The organism is Cellvibrio sp. 25HG11W-0 (genome assembly GCF_057815475.1).
Genome location: NZ_CM174230.1, coordinates 3,917,306 through 3,933,910, shown reverse-complemented (window position 1 = coordinate 3,933,910; position 16,605 = coordinate 3,917,306). Strand labels below are relative to the sequence as shown.

Genomic DNA, 16,605 nt, shown 5'->3' with positions numbered 1-16,605 from the left:
AGTTAATAGCTAATATTCACATTCAAATATATGACATAGTTGGCACCACTATAGTAATTTTTTGCTGGGTTGCCAGATGTGCTGAGTGTTCCTCCAATTTTAAATTGGGCGCTGCCAGCTGCGCTCATACTGATAGATGATGGAATATCCACTGCGGTCATGGTGAATTGAGCTGTATTCGGATAGTTCATTGCGGATTGAGCGGGTAAATCAACCGACAGATTGGCAACGGTAAAAGGGGGAAGGTTATACAGCGTATACACACCAGGTGAGCCAGGATGAATGATGTATATATAATTGTTGCTCACCGTATTACCGTTTCGGGAAATACTTACAGTACTTACAGTAGCATTACTGATGATGGCTATTTCGCCAAAATTGAGCGGGCTATCAATTGAAAATTCTGCAGTTGCGGGAATGGATAGCCCGAGCAAAAAAAGTATTTTTATGTGTTTCATGCACATCTTTCATTCTCCCGAAAAAAACCTTCATACCAACTTTTCAGTATGAAGGTTTTAGGGATGACGTGGATACTTAATAGTTTACGATAACGTCGAAATTGCCGCTGTATGCAAGGTCTTGGTAAGTCGCCCCTGTGACTGCTGCAGGATGTGTAACTAATGTAGCTCCAACATTGAATACTGCACCACCAGAGGCATCAGTTGTGAGCGCACCTGCAGTGGTGGCAACATTGCCGGGTGTACCTGATGTTTTGTAGGCGGTAAAGTCTACCAGCTGAAATTGCGGTGTATTCGGGCCGGTGGATGCCGTCAAGTCAACGGCAACAGTTGGAAGTGTGAGTGTTAAGCCAGTAAAAGGCGCTACACCTGCGACTGTAAACACGGGTCGTGCGGGTGTCCCGCCAACGGCTTGTAGTACTGCGGTTCCTGAGGCAGTACAGGCTGCTGTATACATGGTTCCTGCCGATGCTGCGGCAAATGCTACTGCAGGGTTTCCGGACATTACCAGGCCGACACATGTGGCTGCGGCCGAATCTGCTTTGGCACGAATTTGCCCAAAGTTTAAGCTGCCGGTAAAAGTAAAGTTGATCGCATTATTAACTGTGACAGTTGCTGGTACATTTCTGGTTTCAGCCATAGCCATACTTGAGCTTGCTAATAACACTGCTGCGCCGAGGCTTTGGGCAAGTTTAAGGTTACGTTCTTTCATGAGATAATTTCCTATAAAATTGATCTGGATAGTTAAAAGGACGCCTGTTAACTACATCTTTTAGCAAGGCGTAAAGTACTATCGACTGATGGGTATAAAGCTTTAATTTAAACCGATTATTAAATAATTTGGCTGTTTTGTAGGCATTTTTGCCGCCTTTTTACTTACCCAAAATATTAAATATCCACGTTTTATTGCCCAACTACTGGGTGTTTTGGGGCTAGGTGACTGTGCAGCCCGTGCTGAAACTATAGATCACAAGTCGAACAATTCAAGAATCTATTGTTGGCGTTAAGATTAGTTGTCGCTCGGAAGGTTTAATGAGCTGTGCGGTGGAATATAGTGGGGGCAGGGCGCTGGTCCAATAAAATGATGCAGTATTTAGTGCGAATGACAAAAACTCTATTAGTTTTTCTGGTGCTTAGTTGGTGAGTGTTTAGTGATATGGGTTGTGTTTAATAATGAGTGTTTTGTAGTGAGAAAAATAATTTATATTGAGTGTGCGGGAAATTTTAAAGCGAATACTTTTTTAAAAATAAAAACACAACAACGTAATGCGATAAGAAAAAGCCCCGTCAGTTTTCACTGGCGGGGCTTTTTCTATTTAGCGCGCGCGACTAATAAAGCCGCGTCTGCTATTTATGCTGAAGCTTACTTGGCAGCAGCTGCAGCAGCTTTCTTTTCTTTCTCTTTGGCAATTACTGCTTCAGCTACGTTAGCAGGGCATGCTGAGTAGTGAGAGAATTCCATAGAGAATTGACCGCGACCAGAGGTCATGGTGCGCAGGGTGCTGATGTAACCAAACATTTCTGATAGCGGAACGTCTGCTTTAATACGCACGCCAGACACGCCAGCTTCTTGACCAGAAATCATGCCGCGACGACGGTTCAGGTCACCAATAACATCACCTACGTGATCTTCTGGGCTGTACACATCTACTTTCATGATCGGCTCAAGCAATTGTGGAGCAGCTTTAGGCATAGATTGACGGAAGGCGCCTTTTGCAGCAATTTCAAACGCGATAGCCGAGGAGTCAACGGCATGGAATGCACCGTCGTTCAAGTCGATTACTACGTCCAATACCGGGAAGCCAGCCAAAGGACCGGTCAGCATCATTGAGCGGAAGCCCTTCTCAATAGCTGGGTGGAATTCTTTAGGAACACTACCGCCCACGCATGAGGTGGTGAAGGTGAAGCCTGTATTTGGCTCGCCTGGCTCGATGGTGTAGTCAATTTTACCGTACTGACCAGAACCACCAGATTGCTTCTTGTGGGTGTAGCTGTCTTCGATTTTGCGAGTAATGGTTTCGCGGTAAGCAACCTGTGGTTGACCTACAACTAACTCAACACCGTAAGTACGCTTCAGAATGTCTACTTTAATGTCCAAGTGAAGTTCACCCATGCCGCGCAGGATGGTTTCGCCTGAATCTATATCAGTTTCAACACGGAAAGTTGGATCTTCTGACACCATTTTACCGATGGCAATACCCATTTTTTCTACTGAGCCTTTATCTTTCGGTGTTACCGAAATAGAGATTACGGGCTCTGGGAACACCATGGCTTCAAGGGTACATTCGTTTTTGGGGTCGCACAGCGTGTGACCGGTTTGCACGTTCTTCATACCTACGATGGCGATAATGTCGCCCGCTTCGGCATGGCTTAATTCGTTACGCTCGTTCGCCTGCATTTCAACCATACGGCCAACACGCTCAGTCTTACCGGTAAATGAGTTAAGGATGGTGTCACCCTTGTTCAGTTGGCCAGAGTAAATACGTACGAAGGTCAGGGCGCCAAAACGGTCATCCATGATCTTAAATGCTAATGCGCGGAAGGGCTCGTCAGCATTAACGATAGCGAATTTACCGTTTGGATTACCTTCTTCGTCGGTCAAGGGCTGTGGGTTTACTTCGTGCGGAGCGGGTAAGTATTCAATTACCGCATCCAACAACAGTTGCATACCTTTGTTTTTAAAGGCTGAACCACAGTAGGTTGGGAAGAATGCCAAGTCCAAGGTGCCTTTACGGATGCAGCGCTTGATGTCTTCAATTGAAGGTTCTTCACCTTCCATGTAAGACATCATCAGGTCGTCGTCCATTTCTACGGCAGTTTCAATCAACTGACCGCGGTACAATTCAACGTCATCAACCATGTCAGCAGGTACATCGCCAACGGTGTAGTTTTCTGGTTGGCCAGTGGCATCCCAGGTGTAAGCTTTACGGCTCAACAAATCTACAACGCCTACAAAGTCATCTTCAATGCCGATTGGCAAAGTCATGATCAGTGGGTTTGCGCCCAATACTTTCTTAACTTGCGCAGTAACTTTCAAGAAGTCAGCGCCGATACGGTCGAGTTTGTTAACGAAAATCAAACGCGATACTTTTGAGTCGTTCGCATAGCGCCAGTTGGTTTCTGACTGAGGCTCAACGCCGCCAGAACCACAGAATACGCCGATACCGCCATCGAGAACTTTCAATGAACGGTAAACTTCTACGGTGAAGTCAACGTGTCCGGGGGTGTCGATTACGTTAAAGCGAGTGCCTTTCCAGAAACAGCTTACCGCTGCTGACTGAATGGTAATACCGCGCTCGGCTTCCTGTTCCATAAAGTCGGTAGTCGATTCACCTTCGTGAACTTCACCGATTTTGTGAATGCGGCCAGTGAGCTTAAGAATACGCTCGGTGGTGGTGGTTTTACCGGCATCCACGTGGGCGAAAATACCGATGTTTCTGTAAAGGGATAAGTCGTTCATAGCACTCTCTGTCTATAAGTCGGATTGAAAATTGCACGCGATTATACAGGATATTATTCAGGTTTATCACAACCACTGAGTCAATCTTTCAATTACCCGCAAGGTTTTTATGGGAATAATCGCTAATCGTGCATAAAAAAAGCGAAAGCTGGAATGTTGGGCGGTTGAATTGGGAAATTGAGAGGGTGTCAAAGTGTTGGAGACTAATCTCCACGGTGTCAGGAAAAATGGTGGGCCCACCCAGACTTGAACTGGGGACCTGCCGATTATGAGTCGGATGCTCTAACCAACTGAGCTATGGGCCCTGATACTTTAAATGACGCGATCCATGTCGTGTCGAGGGGCGCATTATAGAGACTTGTTTTCGGTGTGGCTATAGTTGGTAAGCTGTTGATGCACATAAAAAAACAAAACCCGCACTGGGCGGGTTTTATTTTTGGCGATTTATTATTCAATCAGGGTTGAGGTGATCAAATGTTATTCGTCAAGGAAGCTGCGCAGGTGATCTGAGCGAGAAGGGTGGCGCAGTTTACGCAGCGCTTTAGCTTCGATCTGACGAATACGCTCGCGCGTTACATCAAATTGTTTGCCCACTTCTTCAAGTGTGTGATCTGTGTGCATATCAATACCGAAGCGCATGCGCAACACTTTTGCTTCGCGGGCGGTGAGGCCAGCAAGCACTTCGCGCGTCGCTTCCATCAGGCCTTCCATGGTCGCAGATTCGACCGGAGAGATGATGGTGTTGTCTTCAATAAAGTCGCCCAAGTGAGAATCTTCATCGTCGCCAATGGGGGTTTCCATTGAGATAGGTTCTTTGGCGATTTTGAGAACTTTGCGTACCTTGTCTTCTGGCATTTCCATGCGCTCGCCCAATTCTTCAGGCGTAGGCTCGCGCCCCATTTCCTGTAGCATTTGGCGTGAGACGCGATTGAGTTTGTTGATGGTCTCAATCATGTGCACGGGAATACGGATGGTGCGCGCTTGGTCGGCGATAGAGCGGGTAATCGCTTGACGAATCCACCATGTTGCGTAGGTGGAGAACTTGTAACCGCGACGGTATTCAAATTTATCTACTGCTTTCATCAAGCCGATGTTGCCTTCCTGAATCAAATCGAGGAACTGTAGGCCACGGTTGGTGTATTTTTTGGCGATAGAAATAACGAGACGCAAGTTGGCCTCTACCATTTCTTTCTTGGCGCGACGTGCGCGCGCTTCGCCAATGGACATGCGGCGGTTGATATCTTTAATGCTCGACAAACTCAGGCCGCTTTCTGTTTCCAGTTGCAGCAGATTTTGTTGGCCTTCGATAACACTGGGCAGCAAGCCTTGGAGTTTTTCTGCGCTCTCTACCTTTCCTTTTATGAGGTCTGGCAGCCATTCTTCATTGGTTTCATTGCCTGGGAAGGATTTAATAAAGGTTTTGCGCTGCATCTGTGCTTTGCGGGTGCAAAGATCCATGATTTGGCGCTCTTGGCGGCGCACTGCATCCAGCGATTCGCGCGCCTTTTTATAGATGGGCTCAAATTGACGATTAGGTAGCTTGAAATATTTAAAGAGCTCGCCTAATTCAAAGAGTTCTTTTTCGGCAAGTTTGCTGCCATAGCCTGATTTGGCGAGTGCTTTGACCGCTTTCTCATGTTGTTTTTGCAGGGCGTCGAAGCGAATGCGTGCCTCTTCTGGATCTACCCCAGAGACTACTTCGTCTTCATCTTCACTGCTGTCGCTATCGTCATCGTCATCGTCGTCATCTTTTTTCTTGCCGTTTTTGGCGGCGACGGGGGCAGCATTGTTTTCTTCGCTAAGTGCTGAAGGAACTTCTTCTACAGGATCGAGCCAGCCAATGAGTACGTCGGCAAGGCGGCGTTCTTCTTTGGTGACAAGCTCATACTCGCTCAGTAGGTGCTGTACTGCACCGGGCCAGTAGGCAAGGGCGTGCATAAGTTCGCGAATGCCCTCTTCGATACGCTTGGCGATAACAATTTCGCCTTCGCGGGTGAGCAGCTCCACGGTGCCCATTTCGCGCATATACATACGTACGGGATCGGTGGTGCGGCCGGTTTCGGTTTCCACCGCAACCAAGGCGGCCGCGGCTTCTGCTGCTGCCATTTCATCCGCAGAAGGATCGCCATCCGTCATTAAGAGGGTATCGGCATCGGGCGCGGTTTCATACACGCGGATGCCCATATCATTAATCATCTGGATGATGTCTTCGACCTGATCCGGATCAGAGATATCCTCCGGAAGGTGATCGTTTACCTCGGCATACGTTAGATAGCCCTGTTCTTTACCACGGGCGATCAGTTCTTTAATTCGAGACTGGTGCTGCTGGACGTCGTCGGACATTCGAGACCCTATCAAAAACATGAGTGAGAGAAATGCAAAGCGCGAGATTATACTCCAGATGCGGGTGTGTATTCTAGGCAATTACTGGCTTTGCTTTGAACTGGGACCTTTTTTGGAGTTTAAGGTTGCAGTTTTTGGGCGATTAAGGGGCTAAGGTTGGAGTTTTCGTGCAAGAACCTCATTGGCTAGCTGTTGGCGCTCTTCTTTGCTGAGTTGAGTGAAGTCGGTATTTTTGAGTTTAGCCAAGGATTCTGCACTTTTATTTTGTAATTGCTGGGTGCGTAACTTGCTAATGGCGTCGCAAAAAGCGGCTTGGATGTCGTAATCCGCTTTGGCAGGCTTGTCTTGGCGTGGCTGTGTGAGGGCGTTGGCGGCTTGCAATAAGTCGTGCCCGGCAATACTGGCGAGCTTTTCGGCATCGTCTTTACCGTAACTGGCGAGCCAGTAGCCCAGCAAATTGGAAATGTTGTAGTGCGGGCGTTCATGTAACACCTTAAGTAGTCGCCCGAGCATTAGCAGTGCATTGTCATGGGTTTGATTGAGCCAAAAGTCGTGATCTTGTTCTTGATTGGCGAGGCTGGGGTGCGTTAGTAATAATGCTAATGCTTTGCGGATGGGTGGCATTAGGTATTTGTTGCTGGCGCTTGGTTGTAATTCAGGCTGCAGGCTGGCTCGGTGTGCGCGCGGTTTCTCTTCGTAATAATGTTCATAGTCGGCAGGAGGGGTGTCTTGCTCGTGATGGTAATCCTGTGCGGGTGGCTGCTCTGAGTAGTAGTCGTTGTGATCCTGTGGAGTGGTCTGTGCGCTGTATCCAATTTCTATAGGTGCAGGTGATTGCTGAGGTAATGCCACCTTGGGGATGGTTTCAGTCTGTGCTGTGCGTTCTTGCGGAAATGCGCCATGTGATTTTTCTGGCAAGGTGCTGTGTGGTTTTTCTGGCAAAGGGCCGCGCGGTTTTTCGCTTTGCTCCAAAGCTTTCGCTTTTTCGGCTTTGGCGCTTTCCATGTAGGCGCTGACTAAATCCTGCAATACTTGACGGCTGAGGCCGGTGCGGGTGGCCAAGCTTTCAAACATGAGTTCGCGAAACACTCCCTTGGGGAGACGGTCGAGAAGCGGGGCGGCGCGTTTGCTGAAGGTGGCTCGACCTTCCATTGTGCGAATATTTAGGCCGTCGGCGACGGCATCGAACAAGAAGTCTTCCAGTGGTACAGCCATTTCAATCATGCGCTCGAATTTATCAGCGCCTATTTGACGGACTAGGGTGTCTGGGTCCTCGCCATCGGGCAAAAATAAAAACTTTACAGTGCGGCCGTCGAGCATGACTTCAAGTGATGCGTCGAGCGCGCGCAGTGCTGCAGTGCGCCCGGCTTTATCGCCATCAAAACAAAAAACCACTTCGCTGGTATATTTAAAGGCGCGATCGAGATGGTCTGGGCCGCAGGCTGTACCGAGAGTGGCGACGCCATAGCGAATGCCAAATTGCGCAAGGCTCACCACATCCATATAGCCTTCGACGACTAATAAGCGCGGTAACTCGCGATAGGCGAGGCGCGCTTCGTACAGGCCGTAGAGTTCTTGCCCCTTGTGGAAAACAGGGGTTTCGGGGGAGTTGAGGTATTTGGGTTTGTCGTCGCCGAGTACGCGCCCCCCAAAGCCGATCACTCGCCCGCGAGTATCGCGAATGGGGAACATGATGCGGTGGCGAAAACGGTCGTAAAGCTTCTTTTCCTTTTCCTGAAAAATTAGCATGCCGCCTTCAATGAGTAGGTGCTTGTCGTCATCTTTGGTGGCGAGGGCTTTCAGTAAATTATCCCAGCCGGGGGGTGCAAAGCCCACACCGTAATCCTTGGCAGTTTTGCCATCTAAACCGCGGCCTTTCAAATAGCCAACGGCCATTTGCTTGCTGGGGTGTTGGCGCAGCTGCTGCTGGTAAAAGTCATCGGCTTTTTCCAGTAGGCTATAGATGCTCTTTTTTTCTTCTTCGCGTTTTACTTGCGCTTCGCTTTGTACTTCGCGCGGGACTTCTAGGCCGGCAAGGCGGGCGAGGCCCTCTACCGCTTCGGGGAAGCTGAGGCGCTCGTAATCCATGAGAAAGCCAAGCGCATTACCGCTGGCGCCGCAACCAAAACAGTAATAAAACTGTTTGTCGGGGCTGACGGTGAATGAGGGTGATTTTTCGTCGTGAAACGGGCAGCAGGCACTGTAGTTTTTGCCGGTCTTTTTAAGCTTTACGCGCGCATCTACCACGTCGACTATGTCGAGGCGGTCGAGCAGGTTGTCGAGAAAGCTTTGGGGAATTAGGCCGGCCATAACGTATCGCTAGATAAAGGGTGGGTGGTATCTAGTCTTTGCTGTTACTAATAAAGAGAATGCAGCAAAAAACCGCGAAGCACTAGGTGTTTCGCGGTTTTCAAGGCATCATTTTTTTGCGGTTTCCATGTCTACGGCCTACATGTGCGGCCATTAACAAGTTGCTCACCAGAGTGCTGTGAGCGCAACCACTAAAAAATCAATACAGGCGAGTAAACTTTTTAGATTCGCGTTGAACCTTTTTAGCGTGACGCTTAACAGCGGCAGCCGCATCGCGCTTACGCACGGTGGTGGGTTTCTCGTAGCACTCGCGAGCGCGTACGTCAGCCAAGATGCCTGCTTTTTCACAAGCGCGTTTAAAACGACGCAAAGCTACGTCAAATGGTTCGTTTTCTTTAAGTTTTACTGAAGGCATGCTGTTACCTTTAAAAGTTTTAAAAAATGATGTCTTGAGGATGGACGCCAGAATCATCAGCGATGGTCTGTTTCGATCTATCCGAGGGGTGCGGATTCTATACACTTATTATTGCTGCTGCAACCTCGCGGCTGCGGCAATTTGTACAAAACCTGCGCCAGTGGGTAATTTTCTGGCTCTGGTCGGCTTGAGCCTTTATCATTGCCGCCCGCTATTGGCGGCTGGAAATTGAGAATTGAGACGAGAGTTATGCGAATTTTGGGTTTAGAAACGTCCTGTGATGAAACTGGCGTGGCGGTGTATGACAGCGAAAAGGGCTTGCTCGCCCATAAGCTTTATAGCCAAGTTGCGCTGCACGCTGAGTATGGCGGGGTGGTACCGGAGTTGGCGTCGCGTGACCATGTGCGCAAAATTCTCCCGCTCATTAACGAAGTGATGGCCGCAAGCGGTTCTCGTCCTGTTGATATTCAGGGTGTTGCCTACACCTCGGGCCCTGGCCTCATAGGCGCCCTAATGGTGGGCGCCTCTATGGGACGCGCGCTGGCTTATGCGTGGAAGGTCCCCGCAATCGGTGTGCACCATATGGAAGGCCATTTATTGGCGCCTATGTTGGAGTCAACTCCGCCACAATTTCCGTTTGTAGCGCTTTTGGTATCCGGCGGGCACACGCAGTTGGTAAAGGTAAATGCCATAGGTGAATATGAGTTACTGGGCGAATCTCTTGATGACGCTGCCGGCGAAGCCTTTGATAAGGCGGCCAAAATGCTCGATCTCGATTATCCCGGTGGGCCACTGGTTGCGCAATTAGCAGAGCAGGGCGATATAAAACGCTTTAAGTTCCCGCGCCCTATGGTGGATCGGCCTGGTTTGGATTTTAGTTTTAGCGGCTTAAAAACGGCGACCTTAACCGCGGTAAAAGCGCATGCGCAAGCGAATGGTTTGCCTGACGATCAAACCTGCGCCGACATTGCCTGTGGGTTTCAGGCTGCAGTGGTGGATACACTGGTGATTAAATGCAAGCGCGCGCTGGAGCAAACAGGAATGAAGACGCTGGTGATTGCCGGCGGTGTTTCGGCCAACAAAAAATTGCGCGCTGATTTGGGAACGGAATTGGCAAAAATGCAGGCTCGCGTATTCTATGCGCGCCATGAATTCTGTACGGACAATGGCGCTATGATCGCCTATGCCGGTTGCCAGCGTTTGCTGGCGGGGCAGCACGAAAATTTGGCCGTTAATGTAAAGGCGCGCTGGCCACTTGCGAGCCTTGCGCCGCTTTAAGCGCAGCGGGGATTAGTATCTTGAACGCTATCTAGGCGATCTGTTTTAAAATTATTTATACCTCTTCTATTCACACAATGGATTCAGCATGGATATTGTTTTTATTCGCGATTTACGTATCGACACCATTATCGGCATTTACGATTGGGAGCGCGAAGTAAAGCAAACTGTCAGCATTGATTTGGAGATGGCGAGTGATATTCGCCAAGCGGCGGCGACCGACGACATTCAATATGCACTTAATTACAAAGCGGTATCGAAGCGCTTAATTGCCTATGTTGAAACTCGCAATGCGCTCTTAGTGGAAACGCTCGCGGAAGAGTTGGCGCAGATGATTCGTGAAGAATTCAATGTACCTTGGTTGCGCATGCGTCTCAGTAAACCGGGCGCGGTGCGCGGTGCGCGCGATGTAGGGCTGATTATTGAGCGAGGCCAAAAGCCCAAGGATGAAACCTGAGCATGACGCCAATTTATTTAAGTTTAGGCAGTAATATTAATCGGCATAAGCACATAGTGGCGGCGCTGGATGCGCTTGCGGATTTACTCGGTGAATTGCGTATATCCAGCGTGTATGAAAGTGAGTCAGTTGGTTTTGCGGGAAGCAATTTTTTTAATTTGGTCGTGGGTGCTAATACCGTCCTGAGTGTGGCGGACTTATCAGATACTTTGAAGAAAATCGAAGACGCTAATGGTCGCAAACGCAGTGGCCCAAAGTTTAGTCCGCGTACCTTGGATATAGATATTCTAACCTATGGTGAATTTGTTGGCGTTGATGCAAATGTGGAGTTGCCGCGCGCAGAAATTCTTACCAATGCATTTGTGTTGCGGCCTCTCGCAGAAATAGCGCCCGCCGAGTTACATCCGCAGCTGCAGCAAGCGTATCTTAATTTGTGGCAAGCTTATGATCAGGCTTCGCAAGCGCTTTGGCCGGTCGATTTTGAATGGCGCGCGGCAATAATATCCCGTGCGCCTTGATAGGTGTCTAAATTGCGCTTACATCCATTTTTTGTAAGCAAAGGTTCCAAAGCCCAGTGCAATAATAAACATGGCGCCGAGCGTATAGAAGTAGCCATTGGGGCTGTGTAGTTCAGGAATGTTGTCGAAGTTCATGCCGTAAATCCCCGCAATAAATGTCAGTGGCACAAAAATCGCCGTTATCACCGTTAGTACGCGCATGGTGTTGTTTAGCATGTGCGATGTAATGGATAGATAGCCGTTTATTAAGTCTCCACAAATTTCATAATACATAGTGCAGAGGCTGTGCAACCGCTCGCAGCGCTCGAATAAATCTTGAAAGGCATGTTCGATATCGCCGTCTTCGTCAATAAGGCGCTGAGGTATGTCTTGTAATAAATTAGCGACTAAGCGCTCATGATAATCAAAGACACGCTTTAGTTTACGCAGCCGCGATTGGTAGGCAATTAATTCGCGCATGGTGTCATCGTTGGGTTTTTCTTGCATGTCGTCTTCGAGTTCGTTGAGCGAGGGTTCAAACGCTAACAGCGCCTCCACCGAACGCCCCGCCGAGAAATGCATCACTTTTGTTGCGAGTAAGGCGGGGCTGCGCAATAGGTTTTCGTCCTGCGCGTGCTCCCAGTAGTTGTTGATGCCTTTGGATGTGCGGGGATGGCAGCTAATGAGCGAGCGTGTAAATGCAAAGAGTGCAATATTCATTTGTTGAATAGTGAGGTCGCTATTAAATTCAGTTAAACCGCGATAGAGAATAAATGTGTGATCGTCAAAGTGTTCCATTTTGGGAGGGTGACGAAAGCGCTGTACATCTTCTATTGCCAGCTTGTGGCAGCCAAGTTCGAGTAGCATATCTCTTTCTGCTTCAGTCTCTTCACCTTGTAGGTCAATCCACATAAAACTCTGGTTGTCTTTTTGCCAATGCTCCAGCAACTCGATGCCACCTCTCAGGTGTTGATTGTCGTGGGTAAGCAGTTGAACTCGAATCATAAATACCTCAAATACTGGTGGAGCGACCGCCATCGACAGCGAGAACTTGACCGCTAATGTAGGGTGCGTTGTTGGCTAAAAATAATAAAGTTTTCGCTATATCTTGGGCTTGGCCGCGTGTGCCCAGAGGAATTTTGGCGAGCAGTTGGTGTTTTTCATCTTCGCTTATTTTTCCCTCTTGCTCAGGCCACAAAATGGCGCCTGGCGCTATACCGTTTACGCGTACTTCTGGCCCCAATTCATGTGCAAGGGTTTTAGTGAGCATGAGGTTTCCGGCTTTGGCAATAGAGTAAATGCTGTGTTTCGCTAAGGGGCGTTCGGCGTAAATATCCGCAATATTAATAATGCAGCCGCGTTGCTTTTTGAGCGCTGGCGCCAATGCTTGCGCGAGAAAAAAGGGCGCCTTGAGATTGCTACCTATGAGATTATCCCAATCGCTTTCTTGTGCCGTCCCTATGGGGGTCGGATAAAAACTGGAGGCATTATTGACCAGTAAATCCAACCGTTGCCAGTGCGCTTGCGCCGCTTGTGCGAGTTGTTCAAGTTGGTCGAGTTGAATTAAATCGGCCTGAATACAGTGAGCAGAATTAGGGCGTAGCTGATTAAGACTTGCGACTAGTTGCTGTGCGGCCTGTGCGGAGTTATTAAAATGAATAACGACATTGAAACCATTGGCATGCAGCTGCTGAGCTATGGCTGCGCCTATGCGCTTGGCACCGCCGGTAATCAATGCGACTTTGGTTCCTGTATTTGTTTTGGTGTTAGTCGTTGCGTCAGTGTTTGGCGTGCTCTGTTCGGTTGGCATGGTCTTATCCTGCATCACTATTGTGTGCTGCGTGCTGTTTGAACTCGCGCAATTTTACTAGGCGCAGAAGGTTAACTTCATCGCCAAAATCTTTACCTGTTAGGCCCTTGGCTTGAATGGTCTTCATGTCCACATTTTGTGCGGCAGTCAGTGCGGCGCGAAAATAATTTGCCTGTGGGTAAGCGCGCTCTTCAAAGCCGGTGCGCCCGCGTGCATCGGCTTCGCAGCAAATAAGAAATTGTAAGAAGCGTTCGGGGCGTCGCAGCGCGTCGGTTGCTTGCAGGGTTTTGAGCAATGTTTCAGGTTTAAGTTCAAGCGCGCGGTGGCAGTGAGTGTGGTACTCACTGACGATAAGTGCTAACTCTTGGTAGTCTTTTGGAGCCGAAAGGCGGCTACATAATTTTTTGATCAATGGCAGGCCGCGCGTTTCGTGCGCTATATGGCGCGGCCATTCTGTTTGTGGTGTGGTGCCTTTGCCGAGATCGTGTATGAGTGTTGCAAAGCGAATGATGGTGTCATCGCTCAGCTTGCTTGCTTGCTGCAGGCACATGAGGCTGTGGATACCGGTATCGATTTCGGGGTGATGCAGTGCAGTTTGTGGCACGCCAAAGAGAGCGTCGAGTTCTGGCATAAGTCGCGCGAGGGCTCCGCAGTCGCGCAACACTTGAATGAATACCTGAGGTGCGGGCTCACCGAGGGCGCGCTGGGTCTCTTTCCATACGCGCGCTGAAACTAAGTGATCGACTTCGCCAGCGTCTACCATGGTGCGCATAAGCCTTAGGGTTTCGTCTGCAACCCTAAAGTGCAAATGGGCATAGCGCGCTGCAAAACGTGCGATGCGCAGTATGCGCACAGGGTCTTCTGCAAAGGCGGGGGAAACATGGCGCAGCAGTTTATCGGCAAGGTCGCGCTGGCCTCCATAGGGGTCGATGATTGTACCATCGTCATTTTCTGCCATGGCATTGATAGTGAGATCGCGGCGAATTAAGTCTTCTTCGAGCGTGACCTCTTCGCCGCAATAAAAACTAAAGCCGCCATAGCCGTGACCTGTTTTGCGCTCAGTGCGCGCCAGGGCATATTCTTCTTTGGTGTTAGGGTGGAGGAAAACAGGGAAGTCTTTTCCCACGGAGGTAAAGCCCGCGGCTTGCATTTGCGCCGGGCTGCTGCCAATAACGACCCAATCCTGTTCGGTGACGGGGCGACCTAAAAGTTTATCGCGCACAGCACCGCCGACTAAATAACATTTCATGGTGGAGGCTTCTTAAGTAAGTGTTTTGAAATTGATTGGAGGCAGTATAGGGGATTGGGGTTGATAAAAAAATAATCAAAAAAAGCTTGTGGGTGAGAGGGCTTTCAATTAGAGTCGAGACTTAAATTTTTCGTTATAACCTTATTCAGATTTTTTACTATGTTGAACACGAACTCCGCCAAGCATTATGCGCAAATCGCCCTACGACCAATGTGGTGTGTGGGCATTTTTGCGTGTTTGTTTGCGGGGTGGGGTGATTAACTGAAGTAGTTTATATTTTCCCCAAAAAGCCGCAGCCTAAACACTGCGGCTTTTTTGTTTTTAGTCATTAGTGTTTTGGTCGCGGCAAATAACCTTCAATAAGGAGTTTTGTTGTGACTACGTTATTTGCGTATATCGCTGTTGTCCTCATCTGGGCAACTACCCCGCTTGCTATTCAATGGAGCAGTGACAGCCTGAGTTTTATGGCGGCTGCATTGCTGCGCATGAGTTTAGCGTTGGCGCTAGCCTTGCTGATTGTGGCTATTTTTCGGCGCAGTTTTTTTGCGATGAGCGCACATTGGAAAATTTATCTAGCTGCATCGCTGGGTATATTTCCCAATATGCCTGTGGTCTATTGGTCGGCACAATTTATTCCCTCGGCATTGATCGCTGTCATTTTTGCGTTCTCGCCTTTTGTAACGGGATTAATGACGCTACTGCTGTTAAAACAAAATCCTTTTAATGTTAAGCGTGTGCTGGCTTTGCTGTTGGCGCTGTTCGGCTTGGTGATTATTTTTTATCGCCAGTTGCAACTGGGTCCGCAGGCTGCCTTGGGTATTGCAGGCATTTTAGTGTCGACATTTTTCTTTGGTTTGAGCAGCGTTTTGGTCAAAAAAATTAGCGACCAAAGTACGCTAGCGGTGGATGCATTTAGTCAGGCGACGGGAGCGTTACTTTTTTCATTGCCGGGGTTGCTGCTGCTGTGGTTGTTGGTTGATGGTGATGCGAATGTGCAGTTTTCAGTGAAATCAGCTGCATCGATTGTGTATTTGGCCTTAATCGGCTCGCTGGTGGGCTTTGCGTTGTTTTTTTATATTCTGCAGCGTTTGTCGCCTAGTTCTGTTGCCTTGGTTACCTTAATGACACCGGTGTTGGCAATTTTATTGGGGTGGTCAATCGCCGATGAAGTATTGAGCCTGCAGACTCTGGTGGGGGTGAGCTTAGTGCTTTTGGCGCTGCTGCTTTATATACCTTGGTCGCTGCAGTCTTGGCGGCAGGTGATAGCGCGTTGGTGGGTGAAATCTTTGCGTGCGCGTGCGTTAACACCTGAGGAATATCCAGAGGTGGGGCTGCAGGACTTGAAGGATGATTTCATTCGCTACAAGTGAGTCTATTTGGTGCAAGTGATTGCGACCAATGCGCTTATTGTGCGCTATAGTTGTGCGGCTCATCTTTTTTGGCTGGGTATGCAATCTTGTATTCAATAGTTAACGTATTGATTATTAAGGATAAATAAAAATTGGCGTGGTATCTGCAATAACGGAGTCAAGCTAGTGTGAATGCTCAGTAGCTGCCTCAAAAAACTAAAGTAGTCATACCATTAAAATCTAGAGGAAGAACTCATGAAGATGAAACAAAAATTGCTTGCAAGTGCTATAGCTCTCTCTGCTTTGGCTGGTTTTACTGTTCCTGCCGCACAGGCTGAAGTATCTGCTGCTATAGGTGCTGGCAATATGTACTACTGGCGCGGTCTGGATTTGGGCGCTGGTGATGCAAGTGTCTGGGGCGACTTGAAGTATAGCGAAAGCGGCTTTTATGCTGGTATCTGGGGTGGTTCAGGTGATGCAACGAATGGCCAAGAATATGATCTCTATGCCGGTTACGGCGGTGAGGCTGGCGACTTCTCTTATGACTTGAGCGTTTGGACTTACTCTTACCCTTCTGTCGAAATTAGTGCAGGTGATTTGGTCGAGGTTGTTGGAACTATAGGCTACGGCCCTGTTAGCTTCAGCTACTACGAAGGTATGGAAGATCTGGAAGATTACAACTATATGACCTTGTCTTTGGCTTTGGGTCAGTTCACTGTTAAATACGGTGTTCATGAAGACGACCTATCACACGTTGACTTGACCTATGCCTTTAACGACACCGTAAGCTTTACCTTGGGTAAAGTAGTGGATGATGTTGATGGTACTTATAATGACGAAGCTAAATTCGTTGTTGGATTCTCTTTACCAATCATGTAATTGGTTGGGCGCAGGGATGTGATACAAAAGGCAAGCTTCGGCTTGCCTTTTGCGTTTCTGTTATTTGCTTGACTGCTGGGCTCTCTGTTTTCGATTTTGT

Annotated in this window: 14 protein-coding genes and 1 tRNA gene; 5 read left to right on the top strand and 10 right to left on the bottom strand. The window is 48.6% G+C overall.

Annotation, left to right across the window (positions count from 1 at the left end; genetic code table 11):
• Window positions 1-2: 2 nt before the first annotated feature.
• The 7 genes from AC0KUT_RS16470 to rpsU form a co-directional block, all read right to left on the bottom strand.
• Window positions 3-458, bottom strand: coding sequence for a DUF4402 domain-containing protein (locus tag AC0KUT_RS16470; protein ID WP_488831480.1), 456 nt, complete (start codon window positions 456-458; stop codon window positions 3-5).
• Window positions 459-534: 76 nt separating this feature from the next.
• Window positions 535-1,170 carry a hypothetical protein gene (locus AC0KUT_RS16465; RefSeq protein ID WP_488831478.1) on the bottom strand — a complete coding sequence of 212 codons (636 nt, stop codon included), beginning with the start codon at window positions 1,168-1,170 and terminating at the stop codon, window positions 535-537.
• Window positions 1,171-1,821: 651 nt separating this feature from the next.
• Window positions 1,822-3,918 carry an elongation factor G gene (gene fusA / locus AC0KUT_RS16460; RefSeq protein ID WP_488831477.1) on the bottom strand — a complete coding sequence of 699 codons (2,097 nt, stop codon included), beginning with the start codon at window positions 3,916-3,918 and terminating at the stop codon, window positions 1,822-1,824.
• A 228-nt stretch (window positions 3,919-4,146) separates the two neighbouring features.
• Window positions 4,147-4,223 (bottom strand) — tRNA-Ile (locus AC0KUT_RS16455).
• Window positions 4,224-4,395: 172 nt separating this feature from the next.
• Window positions 4,396-6,261, bottom strand: a complete 1,866-nt coding sequence (gene rpoD, locus AC0KUT_RS16450; protein WP_488831476.1) for an RNA polymerase sigma factor RpoD — start codon at window positions 6,259-6,261, stop codon at window positions 4,396-4,398.
• 150 nt (window positions 6,262-6,411) lie between these two features.
• Complete coding sequence (gene dnaG / locus AC0KUT_RS16445) at window positions 6,412-8,571, bottom strand: DNA primase (protein ID WP_488831475.1); 2,160 nt, start codon at window positions 8,569-8,571, stop codon at window positions 6,412-6,414.
• A gap of 199 nt (window positions 8,572-8,770) precedes the next feature.
• Complete coding sequence (gene rpsU, locus AC0KUT_RS16440) at window positions 8,771-8,986, bottom strand: 30S ribosomal protein S21 (protein ID WP_084618192.1); 216 nt, start codon at window positions 8,984-8,986, stop codon at window positions 8,771-8,773.
• Between the two features lie 249 nt (window positions 8,987-9,235).
• On the opposite strand from rpsU, the gene tsaD reads away from it, so the two are divergent.
• The 3 genes from tsaD (at window position 9,236) to folK (ending at window position 11,239) form a co-directional block, all read left to right on the top strand.
• Window positions 9,236-10,264, top strand: a complete 1,029-nt coding sequence (tsaD, locus tag AC0KUT_RS16435) for a tRNA (adenosine(37)-N6)-threonylcarbamoyltransferase complex transferase subunit TsaD (protein ID WP_488831474.1) — start codon at window positions 9,236-9,238, stop codon at window positions 10,262-10,264.
• 88 nt (window positions 10,265-10,352) lie between these two features.
• The gene (gene folB / locus AC0KUT_RS16430; protein WP_488831473.1) at window positions 10,353-10,721 is read left to right on the top strand and encodes a dihydroneopterin aldolase; all 369 of its coding nucleotides are present in this window, start codon (window positions 10,353-10,355) and stop codon (window positions 10,719-10,721) included.
• A 2-nt stretch (window positions 10,722-10,723) separates the two neighbouring features.
• The gene (gene folK / locus AC0KUT_RS16425; protein ID WP_488831472.1) at window positions 10,724-11,239 is read left to right on the top strand and encodes a 2-amino-4-hydroxy-6-hydroxymethyldihydropteridine diphosphokinase; all 516 of its coding nucleotides are present in this window, start codon (window positions 10,724-10,726) and stop codon (window positions 11,237-11,239) included.
• An 18-nt stretch (window positions 11,240-11,257) separates the two neighbouring features.
• Here folK and AC0KUT_RS16420 read toward each other — a convergent pair whose 3' ends face one another.
• From AC0KUT_RS16420 to AC0KUT_RS16410, 3 genes are read right to left on the bottom strand one after another with little or no spacing between them, the layout of a single operon-like run.
• Window positions 11,258-12,223, bottom strand: coding sequence for a magnesium transporter CorA family protein (locus tag AC0KUT_RS16420; RefSeq protein ID WP_488831471.1), 966 nt, complete (start codon window positions 12,221-12,223; stop codon window positions 11,258-11,260).
• Between the two features lie 7 nt (window positions 12,224-12,230).
• Window positions 12,231-13,028, bottom strand: coding sequence for a pteridine reductase (locus AC0KUT_RS16415; protein ID WP_488831470.1), 798 nt, complete (start codon window positions 13,026-13,028; stop codon window positions 12,231-12,233).
• A gap of 4 nt (window positions 13,029-13,032) precedes the next feature.
• On the bottom strand, window positions 13,033-14,277 hold the full coding sequence (locus AC0KUT_RS16410; protein ID WP_488831469.1) for a multifunctional CCA addition/repair protein: 1,245 nt from the start codon (window positions 14,275-14,277) through the stop codon (window positions 13,033-13,035).
• Window positions 14,278-14,651: 374 nt separating this feature from the next.
• Here AC0KUT_RS16410 and AC0KUT_RS16405 point away from each other — a divergent pair, with 374 nt between their 5' ends.
• Entirely contained in the window at window positions 14,652-15,647 is a 996-nt protein-coding gene (locus AC0KUT_RS16405; protein ID WP_488831468.1) for a DMT family transporter, read from the top strand.
• 234 nt (window positions 15,648-15,881) lie between these two features.
• Window positions 15,882-16,505 carry a TorF family putative porin gene (locus tag AC0KUT_RS16400; protein WP_488831467.1) on the top strand — a complete coding sequence of 208 codons (624 nt, stop codon included), beginning with the start codon at window positions 15,882-15,884 and terminating at the stop codon, window positions 16,503-16,505.
• The last annotated feature ends 100 nt before the right edge of the window (window positions 16,506-16,605 follow it).

Coding starts and splice junctions, on each gene's coding strand:
- AC0KUT_RS16470 (WP_488831480.1), bottom strand. CDS start 458: ATGAAACACATAAAAATACTTTTTTTGCTCGGGCTATCCATTCCCGCA.
- AC0KUT_RS16465 (WP_488831478.1), bottom strand. CDS start 1,170: ATGAAAGAACGTAACCTTAAACTTGCCCAAAGCCTCGGCGCAGCAGTG.
- fusA (WP_488831477.1), bottom strand. CDS start 3,918: ATGAACGACTTATCCCTTTACAGAAACATCGGTATTTTCGCCCACGTG.
- rpoD (WP_488831476.1), bottom strand. CDS start 6,261: ATGTCCGACGACGTCCAGCAGCACCAGTCTCGAATTAAAGAACTGATC.
- dnaG (WP_488831475.1), bottom strand. CDS start 8,571: ATGGCCGGCCTAATTCCCCAAAGCTTTCTCGACAACCTGCTCGACCGC.
- rpsU (WP_084618192.1), bottom strand. CDS start 8,986: ATGCCTTCAGTAAAACTTAAAGAAAACGAACCATTTGACGTAGCTTTG.
- tsaD (WP_488831474.1), top strand. CDS start 9,236: ATGCGAATTTTGGGTTTAGAAACGTCCTGTGATGAAACTGGCGTGGCG.
- folB (WP_488831473.1), top strand. CDS start 10,353: ATGGATATTGTTTTTATTCGCGATTTACGTATCGACACCATTATCGGC.
- folK (WP_488831472.1), top strand. CDS start 10,724: ATGACGCCAATTTATTTAAGTTTAGGCAGTAATATTAATCGGCATAAG.
- AC0KUT_RS16420 (WP_488831471.1), bottom strand. CDS start 12,223: ATGATTCGAGTTCAACTGCTTACCCACGACAATCAACACCTGAGAGGT.
- AC0KUT_RS16415 (WP_488831470.1), bottom strand. CDS start 13,028: ATGCCAACCGAACAGAGCACGCCAAACACTGACGCAACGACTAACACC.
- AC0KUT_RS16410 (WP_488831469.1), bottom strand. CDS start 14,277: ATGAAATGTTATTTAGTCGGCGGTGCTGTGCGCGATAAACTTTTAGGT.
- AC0KUT_RS16400 (WP_488831467.1), top strand. CDS start 15,882: ATGAAGATGAAACAAAAATTGCTTGCAAGTGCTATAGCTCTCTCTGCT.